The following is a 15,146-nucleotide window of genomic DNA, read 5'->3' as shown; positions in this document are numbered from 1 at the left end:
GTGGTTGAATCGTCACGGGTTGACGCCCTTGGGGGCATCGAACTGGCTTTCGTAGAGTCGATCGCCGTAGGCCTGGGCCAGCTCCTCGAAACGTACCCGGGCCCCGCCGGCGAAGGGCTGGCGCATCTTCACGACATCGGCGATATCGACCTTCTCGTAGGCGGCCAGCATCTCCTTGGCCACCCCGTACATCTGCTGGTTGCGCGCCTGGCACTGGCTCACCTGGCCGTCACGCTCGGTCAGCCTGGCTTGCAGCGCGGCGCGCTCGCCTTCCTTGCCCCGGGCCATGCCCAGCAGCTCTTCATAGGCTTGCTTGTACTTGTGCAGTTGCTCGTTGCTGCTGGCCACCAGCGCCTGGGCCTGGCTGTGCATGGCTTGTTGCTGGCCGGCCAGTTGCTCGCTCTGGCCGCGCGCCTTGGCCAGCAGCGCGGTCAGCTCGCGCACCTGCGCCTGGGCGGCGTCGCGCTGCTGCTCGGCGGCCTGGCGGGCGGCGCTGGCCTGGGCCTGCTCGCTCTGCAGGGCCTGCAATTGCTGGGTGGTGCTGCGCAGTTGGGCGCGCAGGCGTTCCTCGAGGGTGTCGGCCGACACCGAGGCCGCCAGGCTCGCGCCCAGGGCCAGCATCAGCCAGGTGCAACGACGGCGATAGGCTCCCTTGTTCATGCCCGTGCTCCTTCCCTAGAACCGCGTGTTGACTTCAAGTTGTAGCACATCGATATCAAACGGCGCGCCATAGACTGCTTCGCTGCTCAACCAGCGGGCGGTCGCGTAGACGTTGTCGGCCAGGCCGTAGTTGCCGCCAAGGAAGTAGCCCTTGGCGTTGGTGCCGCCCAGGTGGAAGCTGGAATCGTTGAAACCGTCCGGCAGTGCGTCGGGCTCGATGCGCTTGTAGCCGGCGAACAAGTTCCAGTCGCCCGCCTTGCGCATGTCCAGGGCGTTGCCCAGGGTGAACTGGAACATCCAGGCATCGCTGCCGCTCTTGATGTTGCCGTTCTCGTCGACGTTGTTGGCCAGCTGGCCGGCCGCGCGCTTGCGCATGTCGCCCTCGTCGTAGGCCAGGTTGTGGATGTAGTTGGCCTGGCTGCGCAGCTTGAAGTCGTGGGGCAGGTCGGCGTCCCACACCAGGTTCAGGTCGAGCAGGTCGAACTCCGAGGCAATCCCCACGAACTGCGGCTGCGGCGTGGCGGCCGGGTTGGCCGGGTTGGGCGTGATATCGCGCAGCAGGAACAGGGTGTTGCCCTTCTGCATGAAGGTCGGCCGGGTCTCGTCGCTGTCGCAGCCCGGCTGGCCATTCCACGGTGCGCAGGGGCTGGAACGTTCGCCGGCGATATCGTCGAAACGGTAGTAGGCCATGGCGCCCTTGAGCCGGTGGTGGTCGTTGATCGCCCACTTGGCGCCGAGTTGCGCGCCGTACAGCCACTTGTTCTCGCTGTCTTCCTTGTCGAAACCGTTGCTGCTGGCGCTATCGTCGCTGTACTGCACCGGGAACGCGCCGACGGTGCCGAACAGGCTGAGGTCGCGGTTCAGCGGCTGGTCGAAGATCGCCGCCAGGCCGTCGAAGTTGAGGTCATGGGAGTACAGGATGTCGGTGGACATGAACGGATTGGCGATACGCCCGCCGGTCAGGGTCAGCCGCTCGCTCGGGCTCCAGCTGACATAACCCTGGTCGAGCCACAGGTCTTTCTTGCCGAAGCCGCCGCCCAGGTTCTGGGTGGTCGACACCGGGTTGTTGTTCGAGCCGGTGGCGATGCGAATACCCGCCACCCAGTTTTCCGCCAGTTGCGCTTTCAGGCCGAAACGCGCGCGCAGGCGCAGGATACTGTCGCGATCTTCCCGCGTGTTGAGCAGCGGCGGCAGGCTGGAGCTGCTGTTGGGGTTGACGTCGTAGGGGCCCTTCTCGTTGAGCTTGGCGAAGTCGACGATCTCGTTGCTGTTGCCGTCGGCGTAGTAGCGCGACTCGCCGCGCAGGCGCAGGTCGCCGTCGAAGCTGATGCGCGAGGCCCAATCGGGGAATGTGTTGGGCGCGGCCCAGTTTTCCTGCTTGGCGGTGTTCAGCACCTCGGCCTTGATCTCGTCGCGGATCTGCTGGCGGACGATGGCCGGCACGTACTGCACGCGCACCTCGCCATTGGCCGCCGGGGCCTGGGCGACGATCGGCGCGGCGCTGGTGGCGGCGCGGGCCTGCTGGGCCTCGCGCTCGGCCTGGGCGATCAGCGCATCGGCCTTGTCCTGCTTGAGCACGCCCTGCTCCACCAGCAGGCGGATCAGGTTGACGGTCGCGTTCTCCGACGGCGCGGCGTGGGCGACGGCCGGACCGACCGCGGTGGCGGCGGCGAGCAGGCCAAGCGCCAGGGTCAATCGGTTCACTGGGCACTTCATGGGTTTGCAACTCCTGTGGGTCAGTCGTGCTTCGTTGTTCATGGCCGGCGCCCCTGCAGGGCGATCTTCACCGGCAACGTCAGGCTGGCGGGTGGGCGTTGGTCGAGGGCCGGCGCCGAACGCAGGGCGGCGACCACCTGGGCGTCCACCTCGGGCTCGCCGCTGCCGCGCAGCAGCTCGACACGGGTGATCTCGCCAGCGGCACTGAGCCAGATCTCTGCCTGCAGGTTGAACACCAGGTTGCGCAGTTCGGGGTTGTCGCGCAGCAGGCGCTGGAAGGCGTAGGCCAGGTACTGGCTGTAGGTGCCGTTGCCCAGCCCGCCTCCGCCGCCACCGGCCATGCCGCCGCCCTTGCCGGCGCCGACGTTGAAGCTGTCGCCGCCCGCCTGCGCGTCGCCGTCCATCTGCATCGGCTCGGCCAGGTCCTGGGCGGGGTCCGGGGCGTCCTCGGCCGGTTTGACTTCCTCGGCCTCGGGCACCGGTTGCGGCTCGACGATCTTCTCCTCGACCGGTGGCTCGGGCTCCTTGGGCGGTTCCGGCGGCGGTGGCGGTGGGGGCGGTGGCAACGGGATGATCGCCGGCACCTTGGGCGCCTCGCGACGCACCCCGGCCATGTCGTTGGCCCACTGCCAGAGCAGCCAGGCCAGGCCCGCGCCCGCCACGGCGAGCACGGCCCAGGTCAGCAGGCGGCGGGGGTTGGCTGTACGTTCCATGCCTGCCCTCACCCCTGGTTCGGCTTGCCGGTGACCAGCCCGACCTGGGCCAGTTCGAGGCGGCGCAACAGGTCGAGCACCTCGACCACCTTCTGGTACTGCACGCCGGCGTCACCGCGCACGATCAGCGGGAAGTCCGGGTTGCGCGCCTTCTCGCTGCGCAAGCGGTCCTCCAGCTCCTGCAAGGTCACCGGGTAGGCATCGAGAAACACCTGGCCGGCGTCGTTGATCGAGATCGCCTTGGTCTTGGGCTGGGCCAGCGACACCGAGGCGCTGGCCTTGGGCAGCTGCACCTGGATGCCCGACACCTGGGCAGTGGCGGTGAGGATGAACATCACCAGCACCACCATCAGCACGTCCACCAGCGGGGTGATGTTGATGCTGTCCACCGCGGCGTCGGCGTCGTCGTCATGGGCGTTGTTCACGGATGCCATGGCTGCCTCCTCACGCCGGGACCGACGGGCTGACGGCGCGGCCCTGGGGGCGCTGCGCCGCTTCGCCGGCCTGCCCTTCGCCATGCAGCTCGGCCAGGCGGGTGATGAACTCGTCGACGAACACCCGCATGTCGGCACCGACCTCGCGGTTGCGCGTGGTCAGGCGGTTGTAGCCGAACAGCGCGGGGATCGCGACGAACAGCCCCATGGCGGTGGCCAGCAGCGCGGCGGCCATGCCCGGGGCGATGGCGTTGATGTTCACGTCACCGGCCATGGCCGTGCCGAGGAACACCACCATGATCCCCAGCACGGTGCCCAGCAGCCCGATGTAGGGCCCCCCGGCAATGGCGTTGGACAGGGTCGAGAGCTTGGACGACAGGGCCTGGTTCTCACGGGTGCGCACACCGTCCATGGAGCAGCGGATCGCCTCGATGGTGGCGGCGGATACCAAGGTGGTGTCGGCGCCTTGGGCACGGCGGGTGCGCAGCTCCTGTACCGCCACCAGGTACAGGCGCCACAGCGACGAGCCTTGCAAGCGTTCGTGCAGGCCTTGGTCGTCGGCGAACTGCTCGAGGCGCGTGCCCACCGTGGCGAAATGTTCGCGGAACTGCGCATTGGCGGCGGTGACCCGGCTCAGGGCGCGCTGTTTGCGCAGCATGATCACCCACGACTGCACCATCATCAGTACCAGCACGGCGATGATCACCCAGGCATCGACCGGCACTGCCTTGAGCAGGAAGCCCAGGCTGCCGAAGCCGAAGCCCGACTGTTCTTCATCGACGCCATAGGCCACCAGGCGCGACTCCGCGCCCTGGGCCAGTACATCCGCTTGCAGGCTGGCCTGGCTGCGGGCCACGCGGGAGATGCGCAGTTCATCCAGTGCGCCGACGAAGGGGACGAAGCCGCTGGCAGGCATGCCTTCGGTGGCAGGCAGGTCGCCGCCGATGCCCACCGCGCCAGTGAATGCGGCCGGGCTGGCAGCCAGGCGGGCCACGGGTTGGCCATCGACCAGCAGGCTCAGGTTGCCGCCCTCGCCCACCAGGGCCAGGTGTTGCCACTGGCCGGCCGTCAGCGCCTGGTTGGCGCTGGCGCGCTGCCCATCCACCTCGACAAAGGCCACGCCCTGGGCCAGGCCCAGCAGCAGGCTGTGCCCCGCCTCGCGCCGGGCCAGCAGCAGCTGTTCGCCCACCGCCTGGTCCTGGCGCAGCCAGGTGCTGAAGGTGAAAGCCGCGCCGGCCGGCAATTGCAGCGAAGCACTGGCCGGCAGTTGCAGGGCCTGGCCACCCAGCTGGATGGCCCGGCCGATCACACCGTCGACCGCCACGGCCTGGCCTTGCAGTTGATTGCCATACGGGCTGGCATCGCGCGGGCCGGCGCCGTCGAAGTGGTACAACGCGGTGTAGTCGGCGTCGAAGCTGGGCTGGCCGTTGGCGGCCTGGGCCTTGGGGTTGCCGTAGTACATCCAGATGTCCTGGCGCTGGCCGGGCTCGATGCGCGGCACGTCGACCCAGACCAGGGCCATGCCCATCAGCGGGTCGAACTGCTCGATATGGTGGTTGAGCACGGTCTTGTCGTCGGCGCCGACGAAGCGGATGTCCGCGCCGGTCTCGCTGACGCCGTCGAAGGTGAAGTTGCCGGTGTGCAGGCGCACCAGCAACGCAGTGCGGCCCAGCGCCTGGGTCAGGCCGGCGCCTTGCGGGGTGGTGTCCACGGCAATTTGCTTGCGGTACAGCCAGTCGTCCTGCCACCAGGCGCTGGCGCTGCCCGGCAGGGCAAAGCCCAGGCACAGCAGCAGGGTCAATATCAGGCGTTGCATGAGGGCTCTCCAGGGCGATGCCGGTCGGTGATTCAGAAAGTTGCCTGCACGCTGAAGTGCACGCGTGAGTCGTTCTTGTCGGTGTTGGGGCCGTCCTTCAGGGGCACGGCCCAGTCGAGGCTGCCGGACAGCCAGTCGTTGAGCGTGGCGCGGGTGCCCACGCCGACACTGGCCAGGCTGTAGCTGTCGTCCTGCTCGGGCAGGGCATCCTGCAGGCGCAACTGGGCGCCTTCGGCGAACAGGTAGAAACGCCAGTCGCTGATGTAGCTGCCGACATAGCGGCCCAGGGAGGGGGTGCGCAGTTCCTGGGACAGCAGCACGCCGTCATCGCCGGTGCGCTCGGCGGCCAGGTAGCCGCGCACCGAGGTGGCGCCGCCGGCGGCGAACTGCTCGTTCGACACCAGTGGCCCGGAGGCCAGCTGGAAGGCCAGCTTCGAGGCGCTCTGCCATTGCCCGGCGAAGTCGACGGTGTAACTGGCGTCGCCCTTGAGCGCGGCGAAGCTCGAATTGGCGCGGTAGCGCTTGTAGTCGAACGCTTGGTCGTCGCTGTTGTACCCCAGCAGCCCGCGGGTGCCGGCCACCACGCTCAGGCCCAGGCTCAGCTGGTCGTGCTCGGTGAAGCGGTAGCCGTTGTAGCCCAGGGTGATGGGCGAGTACTTGAGCGGGACCTTGTCGTTGTTGCCGCCCAGGGCGACCTTCTCGTCGAAGTCCTTGAAGTCGATGCCGATCGACAGCGCGTTGGCCCAGGCGCCGACGCCCGGCAAGTTGTAGATCGCGGACACACCGTAGGAGTGGCCCTTGCCCAGTACGTTGGTGCCACCCACGGTGGCCACGTTGCTGTCGGAGTGGTAACCGGAGAATTGCAGCGTCCAGCGTTCGTTGAGCGGCGCGGCGTAGGACCCTGACCAGACCTGGGCGTTGTCGCGGTCCTCGGGCGCGGTGAACCAGGTCAGCGAGACGCTATGCCCGGCCTGCCACAGGTTGTTGTAACCGAGGCTGACGACACTGCGCAGCTTCTCGGTGTCGGCGCTGTGGTCGTTGTTCAACCCCAGGCTCAGGTTCCAGGGTTGCTTGTCCTCGACCTGCAGGTCGACATCCATGGTGCCCGCGCGCTGGCCCTCGCGCACCAGCGGCAGCACCTGGCGGCCCGGCGTGCGGTTGAGGGTGGCCAGCTCGTTCTGCACCTGGGCGAAATCGGGCACCTTGCCCTCCTCCAGCGCCGGCACTTGTTCGCGGATCTCCACCGGCGAATAGTGCTTGGCCCCGACCACGCGCACCCGGCCGACCTTGGTCTCGGTGACCTGCAGGTAGACCACCCCGCCCTCGACCTTCTGCTCCGGCAGCTCGACGAACACCGACTGGTAGCCCCGGGCCTGGTAGCTTTTCTGCAGCGCCTCGCGGGCGCCCTCGAGGTCGGCCAGGGTCCGGTCCGGGCCGAGGTACGGGTACACCGCCGCCTCGATTGCCTGGGCATCGAGCACGGTGTTGCCGCGCACCACGTACTCGTTGATCTCGACCCGGCGTTCAGGCTCGTTGGCAAGCGCCGTGGCGGACAGCAGGCACAGCAGTACCCCTGCGCCCATGCCGCATCGTTTGAAGAAAAAGTGCTCCACACCGCCCCCTTGAGCGCCAGGAATTCGTTGGGTTTCTAGTGGTTGTGATCGGGCGTGCCCGGCCCGTGGTGACGGGCCAGCCAGCTGTGCAGCAGGGCCAGGTTGAGGCTGAACTCCGGCACCGCCTGCAGGCTGGCGCCGAGCACTTCGTCGACCATGCGCTGCAACAGCGACACCGCCATGGCGCTGCCCAGCAGCAGCCCGAGGTCGTGGCTGAACAGGGTGAAGTTCCACACCCGCGACTTCAGTTCGAGGCCTGCGAACCAGCGGAACAGCAGGTTGTAGTTGAGCTGCTCGTAGAGCTGCTTCTCGCTGGGCACCGAGTACAGCAGTTGCAATAGCAGTACATGCATCAGGGTGTGCGGGGCGATGGTCATGCCCTGCTGCTCGGCCAGCAGGGCCAGCGGCGCCTGGTACTCGCCCAGGAGTGTGTCGATGCGCGGCTTGAGCAGGGCCAGTGAATGCCCCGGCGGCACGCAGCTGGCCACCTCGCGCAGGGCGCCCTGCCAGTCTTCCTGGGACACGATCCAGACCCACGGCGCGCCGTAGCGGTACACCGAGACCGGCTGCTTGCGCGCCGCCTCGACGATCTTCGCCAGGCGCTGGTCGAGCTCCTGCATCCCCACTTTGGTGTAGCGTTCCATAGTTCCCATCGCCCCACTCCCCGCCCGCTCCTACGGTGCGCCCGGCCTGCGGGCCAGACGCGTCGTCCGTGTCCATGGCTTTGACGGAGATGGCGCTTTGCTACCGAACTTTTGTCATGAAAGGTTCATCAGTGAGCGAGGGGGGAAGGCGTAGGAGCCAGCTTTGCTGGCGAAGCGCTGCGGCGCTCGATCTTAAAGGCGCGGAAATGTGTGGGGCGGGCCCTTTGAAACAAAAAAGCGCCCTGACGGGCGCAAAGGGTGTCGATTCGAATACCTGCCGGCCTCAACAAGCCGGCGCTCTCCTGGCCCCGGCTCGTGCAAGGGCCAAGCAGGCGTGACGCGTCCGTAATTGGCCAGCGACCGCGCTATATCGCTTCCCTGGCCGTACCCAGCCGGCAGCGCCGCGGCTTCTCTCCCTGTTCCTGCTCGACCACCGCTCGCCACCAGCGCTCACCCGCATGTGGCGCACGCAGGTCGATGCGCTCGCCCATTCGTGGCGTGGCCACCTGCACGCCCTGCTCCGCCGCCCACGTGAGCACCTCCTCGAACGGTGCATACCAGGCATGCAGGGCCAGGTCGAAGGTGCCGTTGTGGATCGGCAGCAGCCAGCGCCCGCCCAGGTCCTGGTGTGCCTGCACGGTCTGCTGCGGATGCATGTGCACGTAGGGCCAGTGTTCGTCGTAGGCCCCGGTTTCCATCAGGGTCAGGTCGAACGGGCCGAAACGCCGGCCGATCTCGGCGAAGCCGTCGAAGTAGCCGGTGTCGCCACTGAAAAACAGCCGAAGCGCCGGGGCCTCGATCACCCAGGAACACCACAGCGTGCGATTGCCATCGCGCAGGCCGCGGCCGGAGAAGTGCTGGGCCGGGGTGGCGGTCAGGCGCAACCCGCCCGCCTCTATCCCCTGCCACCAGTCCAGCTGGCGGACCTTGGCCGCCGGCACGCCCCAGGCCAACAGGCGGTCGCCCACGCCCAGGGGGGTGAGGAACACCTCCACCTTGGGCGCGAGGGCCTTGATCGTCGCCCGATCCAGGTGGTCGTAGTGGTCGTGGGACAGGATCACCCCACGTATCGGCGGCAGTTCATCCAGGGTCAGTGGCGGCGCGTGGAAGCGCTTGGGGCCGGCGAACGGCAACGGCGAGGCACGCTTGGAGAACACCGGGTCCGTCAGCCACCAGTCGCCCTCAAGTTTGAACAGCACCGTGGAGTGACCGAGTCGGAACAGGCTGGCATCGGGCGCGGCGTCGAGTTGTGCACGGGTCAGCGTCAACACCGGCACAGGTGCGTGCGGCACTGTGGAGATCGGCTTGTTGAACAGCGCGTTCCAGATCACCTTGGCGTCCGGCTCGGGCATGTCAGCCGGGCGTGGCGACAGGTTGTGGAAACGGCCCTGGCGAGATTGCGGGGAATGACCATGATCGTTGATCGGTGCGCGGAACAATGGATGGCGTTTCAAGGTGATGGTCCCCTGGGGGCGCAGGTCGGGAGTGAGCAGTATAAGAAGACACTGGCGTGTGGCATTGCCTGATCCGGCACGCGCCATGCCTGATCCTGCGATTGCCCTCATCAAGTTGCGAACCGATGCTTTCCGCGCTCAGCCGGGATGAGTGGCGAGGCGCGTACTGGCTGCTCCACCGACACTGCCAGCTTGTTACGAAAGTGATGAAGCGTTATTCAAAATCGTTGCAGCCAATCACGACAGGCGGCATAGCAGTTTGCCACCACCCCGCAAGTGCTGTCCTACAATCAGCAGCGGTCGAATCAGACCCCGGAAATCATGCCCGATATCGACGTTGGCTGTTAAAGCCGGTGCCCTGCTGTTGATCCATTTCAAGGGCGGGCGAAGTATTCCTGGAAACACGATCGGTATCCAATCACGTTCATATAGGGAATATATGTTCATGGACACTTTAGAGTTCAAGGATCTGCGCATCGCATTCACCACCCAGTTCGCATTGCAATGGAACGACCGAGGCTCGGGCGGCAAGCGCGATGGCGCTTACTGGCGCCCCGTGGCGGTCGGCAACCTGAATGGTTATCACCCGCTGGGGGACTATGGCGTCGGCAACTACAACGACGTCAACGGCCAAGCCGCCGTCGCCGTGGTAAGCGACATCAATGGCGCGTCGGGCACCGCCTTGCGCCCTCCGCTCGACTTCGAGCAGGTCTGGACCGACAAGGGCTCGGGCGCGGACCGCGACGGTTCGATGTGGCGCCCTGTCCCACCGGCGGGTTACGTGGCGATGGGGTTGGTCTGCAACAATGGTTACGGCAAGCCCGCCGTCGACATCATCCGCTGTGTCAGGGCCGACCTGGTGATCGCCTCGATGCTGGGGGATCTGGTGTGGGACGATTCTGGCACCGGTGCCGACAGGGACTTCGGCTCATGGCAGATCTCGCCACCGAGCGCACCTGCCGGCGAAGTGTATCTCTCGCCAGGCACCTTCGTCGGCGTGGCCAGCCACAGCAAGCCGAATACGGACCCCAATGCCTACGCACTGCGCCTGCAGATTCCCCTGGCACACTTCAATCCACCGCCAACCCCCGTGCTGCATGGCTACAGCAAGCCCACCGGGTATGAGCAAACCACCGTCACCTACATCAGCAACCTGTCCTGGTTCATGGTCAAGGACCCGAACCTGCAACCGACCCAGCAACTCGTCAAGTCGCCCGTCTACCGCCTGGAGCGTACGGACCAATACACGTTGATCGGTTTCGGCTACAACGAAACCTCTTCCGACCAGAACTTCTCCTGGTCAGTGACCAATGGTGTCAATGGCAGCAGTTCGACGTCCTTCACCTCTACCACGAGCATCGAAATTGGCGGGGAATGGAAGCTGGGCCCGATCTTCACGGCCTCGGCCAAGCTCAACCAGAGCTTCTCCTACACCACCAGTTCGTCGAGCGGCTGGGATCATTCGACCACGCGCACGGTGAACGTGGCGGTGCCCACGAAGCGGGCAGTGGCGGCCTTTGCGATCGAGAGCACCTACAAGCTGTTCCGCGCAGACGGAACGCAAGTCTCGACCAATGTCGGGTACTCCGACGGTGACAACATATACTGGACGCAATATCCGCCTACGCTGGCATTCGACCTCAAGGTCAATGTTGAGTAAGGCGCAGCGTTAAGCCTGCAGTGCAAACCTGAACGGAGGCTGCTCGCTCCGTTCAGGCGAGCTGTTACCCTGACGGAATCCGGCTTTTCAGGAGCCTGTGCTCGACCTCACCTTGCTTTCGCGAAGCCTTCAGCGCAGCAAGCCATTGGCAGAGGAGACGTCGGAATGAGTGAAGCATGCAAAAGTGCTCAGCCTCTTGGTTTGAGTACAGGTCCACTACCCGAGTCAGTCGATGATGAGGAAGGCCAAACAGGAAAGTGCGAAGCAGAGCAGTGCCTGATTATTCTGCTACATGCTTATCTGAACCAAGCCTCCAGCCTCAAGTCGGTGGCTGACGAAATCGCCAAACACTGGCCGAACGCGGCAATCTGCTGCCCTGAACTGGGTGCAAGCGTCCTGTCCTTGAACGACCCCAATGCAATTGTTTGCGATCTGCTCTCGATGGTTGACGAGTGTGTTGACCAGGCGAACCAGGCGGATAAGCCGATAACCTCGATCATCATTGTCGGGCACAGCATGGGGGGGTTGATTGGTCGCAAGCTCTATGTGGCCGCGTGCGGCGAAACCCCTGATGCGCCCTTCGAGGAGATCTATCACCAGGCAGGCGAGGTGAATGCGCAAGGGCTTCTTGCAGCACGCACGTGGGCGCCCTTGGTAAAACGCATCGTGCTGCTCGCCGGGATGAACCGTGGCTGGCAAATTTCCCATCACCTCAGTCTTGTGCATGCGGTCGGTTGGCGATTGGGCACGGTCGCTGGGTATGCGACCAAGTTGATGACGGGGCGTTGGCCGCTGATCTTCAAGCTTCGACGAGGCGCCGAATTCATCACCCACCTGAGAATTCAGTGGCTCCAACTGAGGCGGCTGGCAACAGAACCTGATCGACTTGGCAACCTGCCTGCAGGCAACGCGTTGACCGTGCAGTTGCTCGGGTCTCGGGATGATGTCGTATCACCGGAAGATAATGTTGACCTTGTCGCCGGCTACGACTTTGTTTATCTGGACGTTCCCCACTCCGGTCACGCAGACGTCATACGCTTGCAAGATCCGCATTACGGTCGCGGCCGCGCAAAAGTGCTGATGCAAGCCTTGGGACTGCCAGCTGATGCTCTACGCTCACTGGCAGCGACCCCGGCCGACGATCAATTCCTCACATCGAACGACACTATCAAGAACGTCGTGTTTGTCATTCACGGCATTCGCGACCAAGGATTCTGGACTCACAAGATCGCCAGGAGGGTCAAGCACCTGGCGGGAGACAGCGCTTGCGAATGGGCGACAGAGACCTCCAGCTATGGCTACTTCCCAATGCTTCCATTCCTGCTTCCCTGGTACCGCCGCAGCAAGGTGGAATGGTTGATGGACCAGTACACGGAAGCCTTGGCGCGCTACCCCAAGGCAAGATTTTCGTACGTCGGGCATAGCAACGGGACTTACCTGGTGGCCAAGGCACTGGAGTTGTACCCGTGCTGCAGATTCACCAACGTGGTGTTCGCCGGCAGTGTCGTCAGGGTCGGGTATGACTGGACGAACCTGTTGGGTGCAAACCCGCCCCGGGTTACCAAGGTTCTGAACTTCATCGCGACCTCCGATTGGGTAGTCGCGTTCTTCCCGAAATTCTTTCAATTTCTCAGGCTGCAGGACCTTGGCAGTGCAGGTCACGATGGTTTTCGCACATCGGCTCACTCGGGCAGTTTCTTTCAGGTCCGGTATGTCAAAGGCGGGCACGCTGCAGCTATTACCGAAGATGAGTGGGATTCCATTGCAAAGTTTGTCCTGACTGGCGAAGTCGATACTCAGCGCCTCCCGAATGCGGTTCACCGGAAAAACGCCTTCATCGACCTCCTGGGCCGAATGCCACCCTTGGTATGGGGCGGCATCGGGTTGGTCATGTACCTGATATGGGAAGGGATAGAGCTGCTCATCCACACAAGCGTGATCGACCCCGAAACCCGTGGTCTCGTCACGGGACTGGCACTTTCGTCCTATCTGTTGACGCTGTGGCTCGTTGTGACAAGGCTCTAGGTGCCCTCAACGCTGAGACCCTCGACTCCAGTTCGATGATCAAATCGCGCCCCATCAGCGCACACTCAAAATCTTGAACATCCCGCCCACTGCGCGTACAAAAAACACCCTGCCCTCCCAACCCTGCAAGGAGCACCGGATGCTGGAGCTGCACACTGATCGGCTGTACCTGCGCCCCCTGGTCGAAATCGATTGGCCCCTGTTCCTGAGGCTCCATCGCGAGCCCGGCACCATGCGCCACGTGTTCGATGACTTGCCGGAAAGCGAAGTCCGCCGCGGCTTCGAGCATCGTCTACCCACCTGGACACCTGAAGCCGACCACTGGCTTTGCCTGGTGATGACCCACAAGGCAGCCCAGCAAGACCTGGGCGTCACCGGCTTGCGCATCCTGCGCCCGGGCCATGCCGAGGTCGGTTACCTGCTGCTGCCGGAGCATCAAGGCCTGGGTTTCGGCACCGAGTCCCTTCGCGCGGTGATCGACTACGCCACAACCATTGGCCTCGGTACACTGGAAGCCACCATTACCGACGGCAACAGCGCCTCCTGCCGGGTGATGGACAAATGCGGGTTCACCTTTGAGCGCCGGGAACCGGAAGCCTACCTGCTCGGCGGCACCTGGCGCGACGACCTCATCTACCGCCTCGACCTGCACGGATAGCCCATGAACCCCTACCAATACCTGCCGCCGCGTGCCTTCTGGCGCACGGCGATCGCCGACAGGCCCGCCGAGCAGATCGGCTAACTGTGGTCGCCCGCGTTCGCGATCGACGCCAAGGACGCCATCGTCACCGCCGGGTCCTGTTTCGCCCAGCACATCGGCCGGGCCCTGGTGGCACGCGGGATGAACTGGCTCGATGCCGAACCGGCCCCGGCCGACATGCGTGAGGACGAACGCAAGGCGCGCCAGTACGGCGTGTTCTCGTTCCGTACCGGCAATCTCTATACGCCGGCGATGCTGCATCAGTGGCTGACGTGGGCCTTGGGTACGCAGCCGCAGTCACACGAGACCTGGCAGCACGAGGGGCGTTTCTTCGATCCATTCCGCCCCGCGGTGGAATCGGCTGGCTTCGACAGCGAACAGGCGCTGTTCGATTCGCGGGAAGCAACCCTGGCGGCGATCCGCCTGGCGGTGCGCCGTGCCAAGGTGTTCGTCTTCACCCTGGGGCTGACCGAAGCCTGGGTCAATCGCGAAACCGGCGTTATGTATCCAGTGTGCCCGGGCACCGTGCGCGGCGAGTTCGGCCCTCGGTTGCATGAGTTCCGCAACTTCGGTTTCAACGACTCGTGCCAGGCCATGACCGAGGCCATCGCGCTGATGCGCACGGTAAACCCTGAACTGCGCCTGCTGCTCACCGTCTCGCCAGTACCGCTGACCGCCAGTGCCACCGGCGAGCACGTGCTCAGCGCCACCACCTACTCCAAGTCGGTGCTGCGCGCCGTGGCCGGTCAGTTGTGCCAGGGCTTGCCGCAGGTAGACTACTTCCCGTCCTACGAAATCATCACCGGCACGCCGTTCAAGGGCACTTTCTACCAACCCAACCAGCGCGAAGTGACGCCTGAAGGCGTGGCCTTCGTGATGCGCCAGTTCTTTGCCGGCCTCGACGCCGAGGCTGCGCCAGCAGCACCCGTAACCGCCCCTTCCCTGGCCTGCGAGGACCTTGTCTGTGAAGACGCCATTCTCGATTACTACGCCTAGCTTCCTGCTGTTGGGCGACTCACACGTTGGCGTCGTTGGCCAGGCCGCCAGGGCGAGGGAGCTGGCGTTCAGCGGTGGGCCGCTGGGGGCCGGGCGGGATTTCGGGGTGGACTTCTTCACCCTGGCACCGGATGACGTGGTGTTCCGTGACGCCGAACTCGAACGGCTTTACCGCCAGGCCCTCGCCCAGCTCGATGCCCCCAGCCTCGGCAGGATTCCCGGACCACTGGTCAGCAGCATCGGCCTGAGCCTGCATTACCTGGCCACCCGGCAGAACTGGCTGTGCTACCAGGGCCTGGATGGCGCGTTCGACCCCGGGTTTCTCGAAGGTCCGTTGTTCGCTACGATCATCGACACCCTGTCGCGCCCTGCCCTGGCGTTTTATGAGCAGGCCCTTGGCCTGGGCCTGAAGGTTTACGCCGTGCTGCCGCCGCAGCGGGTGCCGCCGATGGCCGATGAGCGGGTGTTCATGGCGGCCCAGGCGCTGCTGATCGAGCGCCTGGCTGCCTTGGGTGTCGAGCTGGTCGATGTGCGTGCCGCGGCGAATGACGATCAGGGCCTGCAACGCGCCGAGTTCTGCGAGGTCGACGACCCGCTGCATGGCAACCTCGCGTTCGGCGAACTGGTGCTGGGGCAGTTGTTGCGTCAAGTTCCTTCGCAGGGCCCGGCATTGGCGTTGCGGCGCCCATGAGAGCGCATCGCGGATAAATCCGCT

General features: G+C 65.1%; 12 protein-coding genes and 1 pseudogene. 5 read left to right on the top strand and 8 right to left on the bottom strand.

Annotation, left to right across the window (positions count from 1 at the left end):
• Positions 1–12: 12 nt before the first annotated feature.
• The 8 genes and pseudogenes from NGM28_RS17250 to NGM28_RS17215 form a co-directional block, all read right to left on the bottom strand.
• Positions 13–660, bottom strand: coding sequence for a DNA repair protein (locus NGM28_RS17250; RefSeq protein ID WP_502943868.1), 648 nt, complete (start codon positions 658–660; stop codon positions 13–15).
• A gap of 15 nt (positions 661–675) precedes the next feature.
• On the bottom strand, positions 676–2,376 hold the full coding sequence (locus tag NGM28_RS17245) for a putative porin (protein WP_240062814.1): 1,701 nt from the start codon (positions 2,374–2,376) through the stop codon (positions 676–678).
• Between the two features lie 38 nt (positions 2,377–2,414).
• The gene (locus NGM28_RS17240) at positions 2,415–3,089 is read right to left on the bottom strand and encodes an energy transducer TonB family protein (protein ID WP_240062813.1); all 675 of its coding nucleotides are present in this window, start codon (positions 3,087–3,089) and stop codon (positions 2,415–2,417) included.
• Positions 3,090–3,097: 8 nt separating this feature from the next.
• The gene (locus tag NGM28_RS17235) at positions 3,098–3,523 is read right to left on the bottom strand and encodes an ExbD/TolR family protein (protein WP_011534002.1); all 426 of its coding nucleotides are present in this window, start codon (positions 3,521–3,523) and stop codon (positions 3,098–3,100) included.
• A gap of 10 nt (positions 3,524–3,533) precedes the next feature.
• Complete coding sequence (locus NGM28_RS17230; protein WP_252090882.1) at positions 3,534–5,339, bottom strand: DUF2341 domain-containing protein; 1,806 nt, start codon at positions 5,337–5,339, stop codon at positions 3,534–3,536.
• 32 nt (positions 5,340–5,371) lie between these two features.
• On the bottom strand, positions 5,372–6,922 hold the full coding sequence (locus tag NGM28_RS17225; RefSeq protein ID WP_252090881.1) for a ShlB/FhaC/HecB family hemolysin secretion/activation protein: 1,551 nt from the start codon (positions 6,920–6,922) through the stop codon (positions 5,372–5,374).
• A 280-nt stretch (positions 6,923–7,202) separates the two neighbouring features.
• A pseudogene (locus NGM28_RS28995) lies at positions 7,203–7,572 on the bottom strand (transposase); the annotation flags it as partial.
• A 389-nt stretch (positions 7,573–7,961) separates the two neighbouring features.
• Complete coding sequence (locus NGM28_RS17215) at positions 7,962–9,050, bottom strand: MBL fold metallo-hydrolase (RefSeq protein ID WP_252090880.1); 1,089 nt, start codon at positions 9,048–9,050, stop codon at positions 7,962–7,964.
• A 445-nt stretch (positions 9,051–9,495) separates the two neighbouring features.
• Between NGM28_RS17215 and NGM28_RS17210 the strand changes: the two genes are divergently transcribed.
• The 5 genes from NGM28_RS17210 to NGM28_RS17190 all read left to right on the top strand — a co-directional run bounded on the left by NGM28_RS17210 (position 9,496) and on the right by NGM28_RS17190 (position 15,122).
• Positions 9,496–10,710 (top strand): Vps62-related protein, encoded by a 1,215-nt coding sequence (locus NGM28_RS17210; protein WP_240062810.1) that lies wholly within the window; start codon positions 9,496–9,498, stop codon positions 10,708–10,710.
• A 165-nt stretch (positions 10,711–10,875) separates the two neighbouring features.
• Positions 10,876–12,735: an alpha/beta fold hydrolase gene (locus NGM28_RS17205; RefSeq protein ID WP_252090879.1), complete on the top strand. Its 1,860-nt coding sequence runs from the start codon at positions 10,876–10,878 to the stop codon at positions 12,733–12,735.
• A 139-nt stretch (positions 12,736–12,874) separates the two neighbouring features.
• Positions 12,875–13,393 (top strand): GNAT family N-acetyltransferase, encoded by a 519-nt coding sequence (locus NGM28_RS17200; protein WP_252090878.1) that lies wholly within the window; start codon positions 12,875–12,877, stop codon positions 13,391–13,393.
• An 84-nt stretch (positions 13,394–13,477) separates the two neighbouring features.
• On the top strand, positions 13,478–14,431 hold the full coding sequence (locus NGM28_RS17195) for a GSCFA domain-containing protein (RefSeq protein WP_286089018.1): 954 nt from the start codon (positions 13,478–13,480) through the stop codon (positions 14,429–14,431).
• A complete protein-coding gene (locus NGM28_RS17190; RefSeq protein WP_252090876.1) occupies positions 14,400–15,122 on the top strand; it encodes a hypothetical protein in 723 nt (240 codons plus the stop codon). Before NGM28_RS17195 ends, NGM28_RS17190 begins: the two co-directional genes overlap by 32 nt.
• Positions 15,123–15,146 lie beyond the last annotated feature (24 nt).

Origin of the sequence: Pseudomonas sp. MWU13-3659, from assembly GCF_023757525.1 — a bacterium.
GTDB lineage: Bacteria > Pseudomonadota > Gammaproteobacteria > Pseudomonadales > Pseudomonadaceae > Aquipseudomonas > Aquipseudomonas entomophila_E.
This window is presented reverse-complemented; position numbering and strand designations above follow the sequence as displayed.

Coding starts and splice junctions, on each gene's coding strand:
- NGM28_RS17250 (WP_502943868.1), bottom strand. CDS start 660: ATGAACAAGGGAGCCTATCGCCGTCGTTGCACCTGGCTGATGCTGGCC.
- NGM28_RS17245 (WP_240062814.1), bottom strand. CDS start 2,376: ATGAAGTGCCCAGTGAACCGATTGACCCTGGCGCTTGGCCTGCTCGCC.
- NGM28_RS17240 (WP_240062813.1), bottom strand. CDS start 3,089: ATGGAACGTACAGCCAACCCCCGCCGCCTGCTGACCTGGGCCGTGCTC.
- NGM28_RS17235 (WP_011534002.1), bottom strand. CDS start 3,523: ATGGCATCCGTGAACAACGCCCATGACGACGACGCCGACGCCGCGGTG.
- NGM28_RS17230 (WP_252090882.1), bottom strand. CDS start 5,339: ATGCAACGCCTGATATTGACCCTGCTGCTGTGCCTGGGCTTTGCCCTG.
- NGM28_RS17225 (WP_252090881.1), bottom strand. CDS start 6,922: ATGGGCGCAGGGGTACTGCTGTGCCTGCTGTCCGCCACGGCGCTTGCC.
- NGM28_RS17210 (WP_240062810.1), top strand. CDS start 9,496: ATGGACACTTTAGAGTTCAAGGATCTGCGCATCGCATTCACCACCCAG.
- NGM28_RS17205 (WP_252090879.1), top strand. CDS start 10,876: ATGAGTGAAGCATGCAAAAGTGCTCAGCCTCTTGGTTTGAGTACAGGT.
- NGM28_RS17200 (WP_252090878.1), top strand. CDS start 12,875: ATGCTGGAGCTGCACACTGATCGGCTGTACCTGCGCCCCCTGGTCGAA.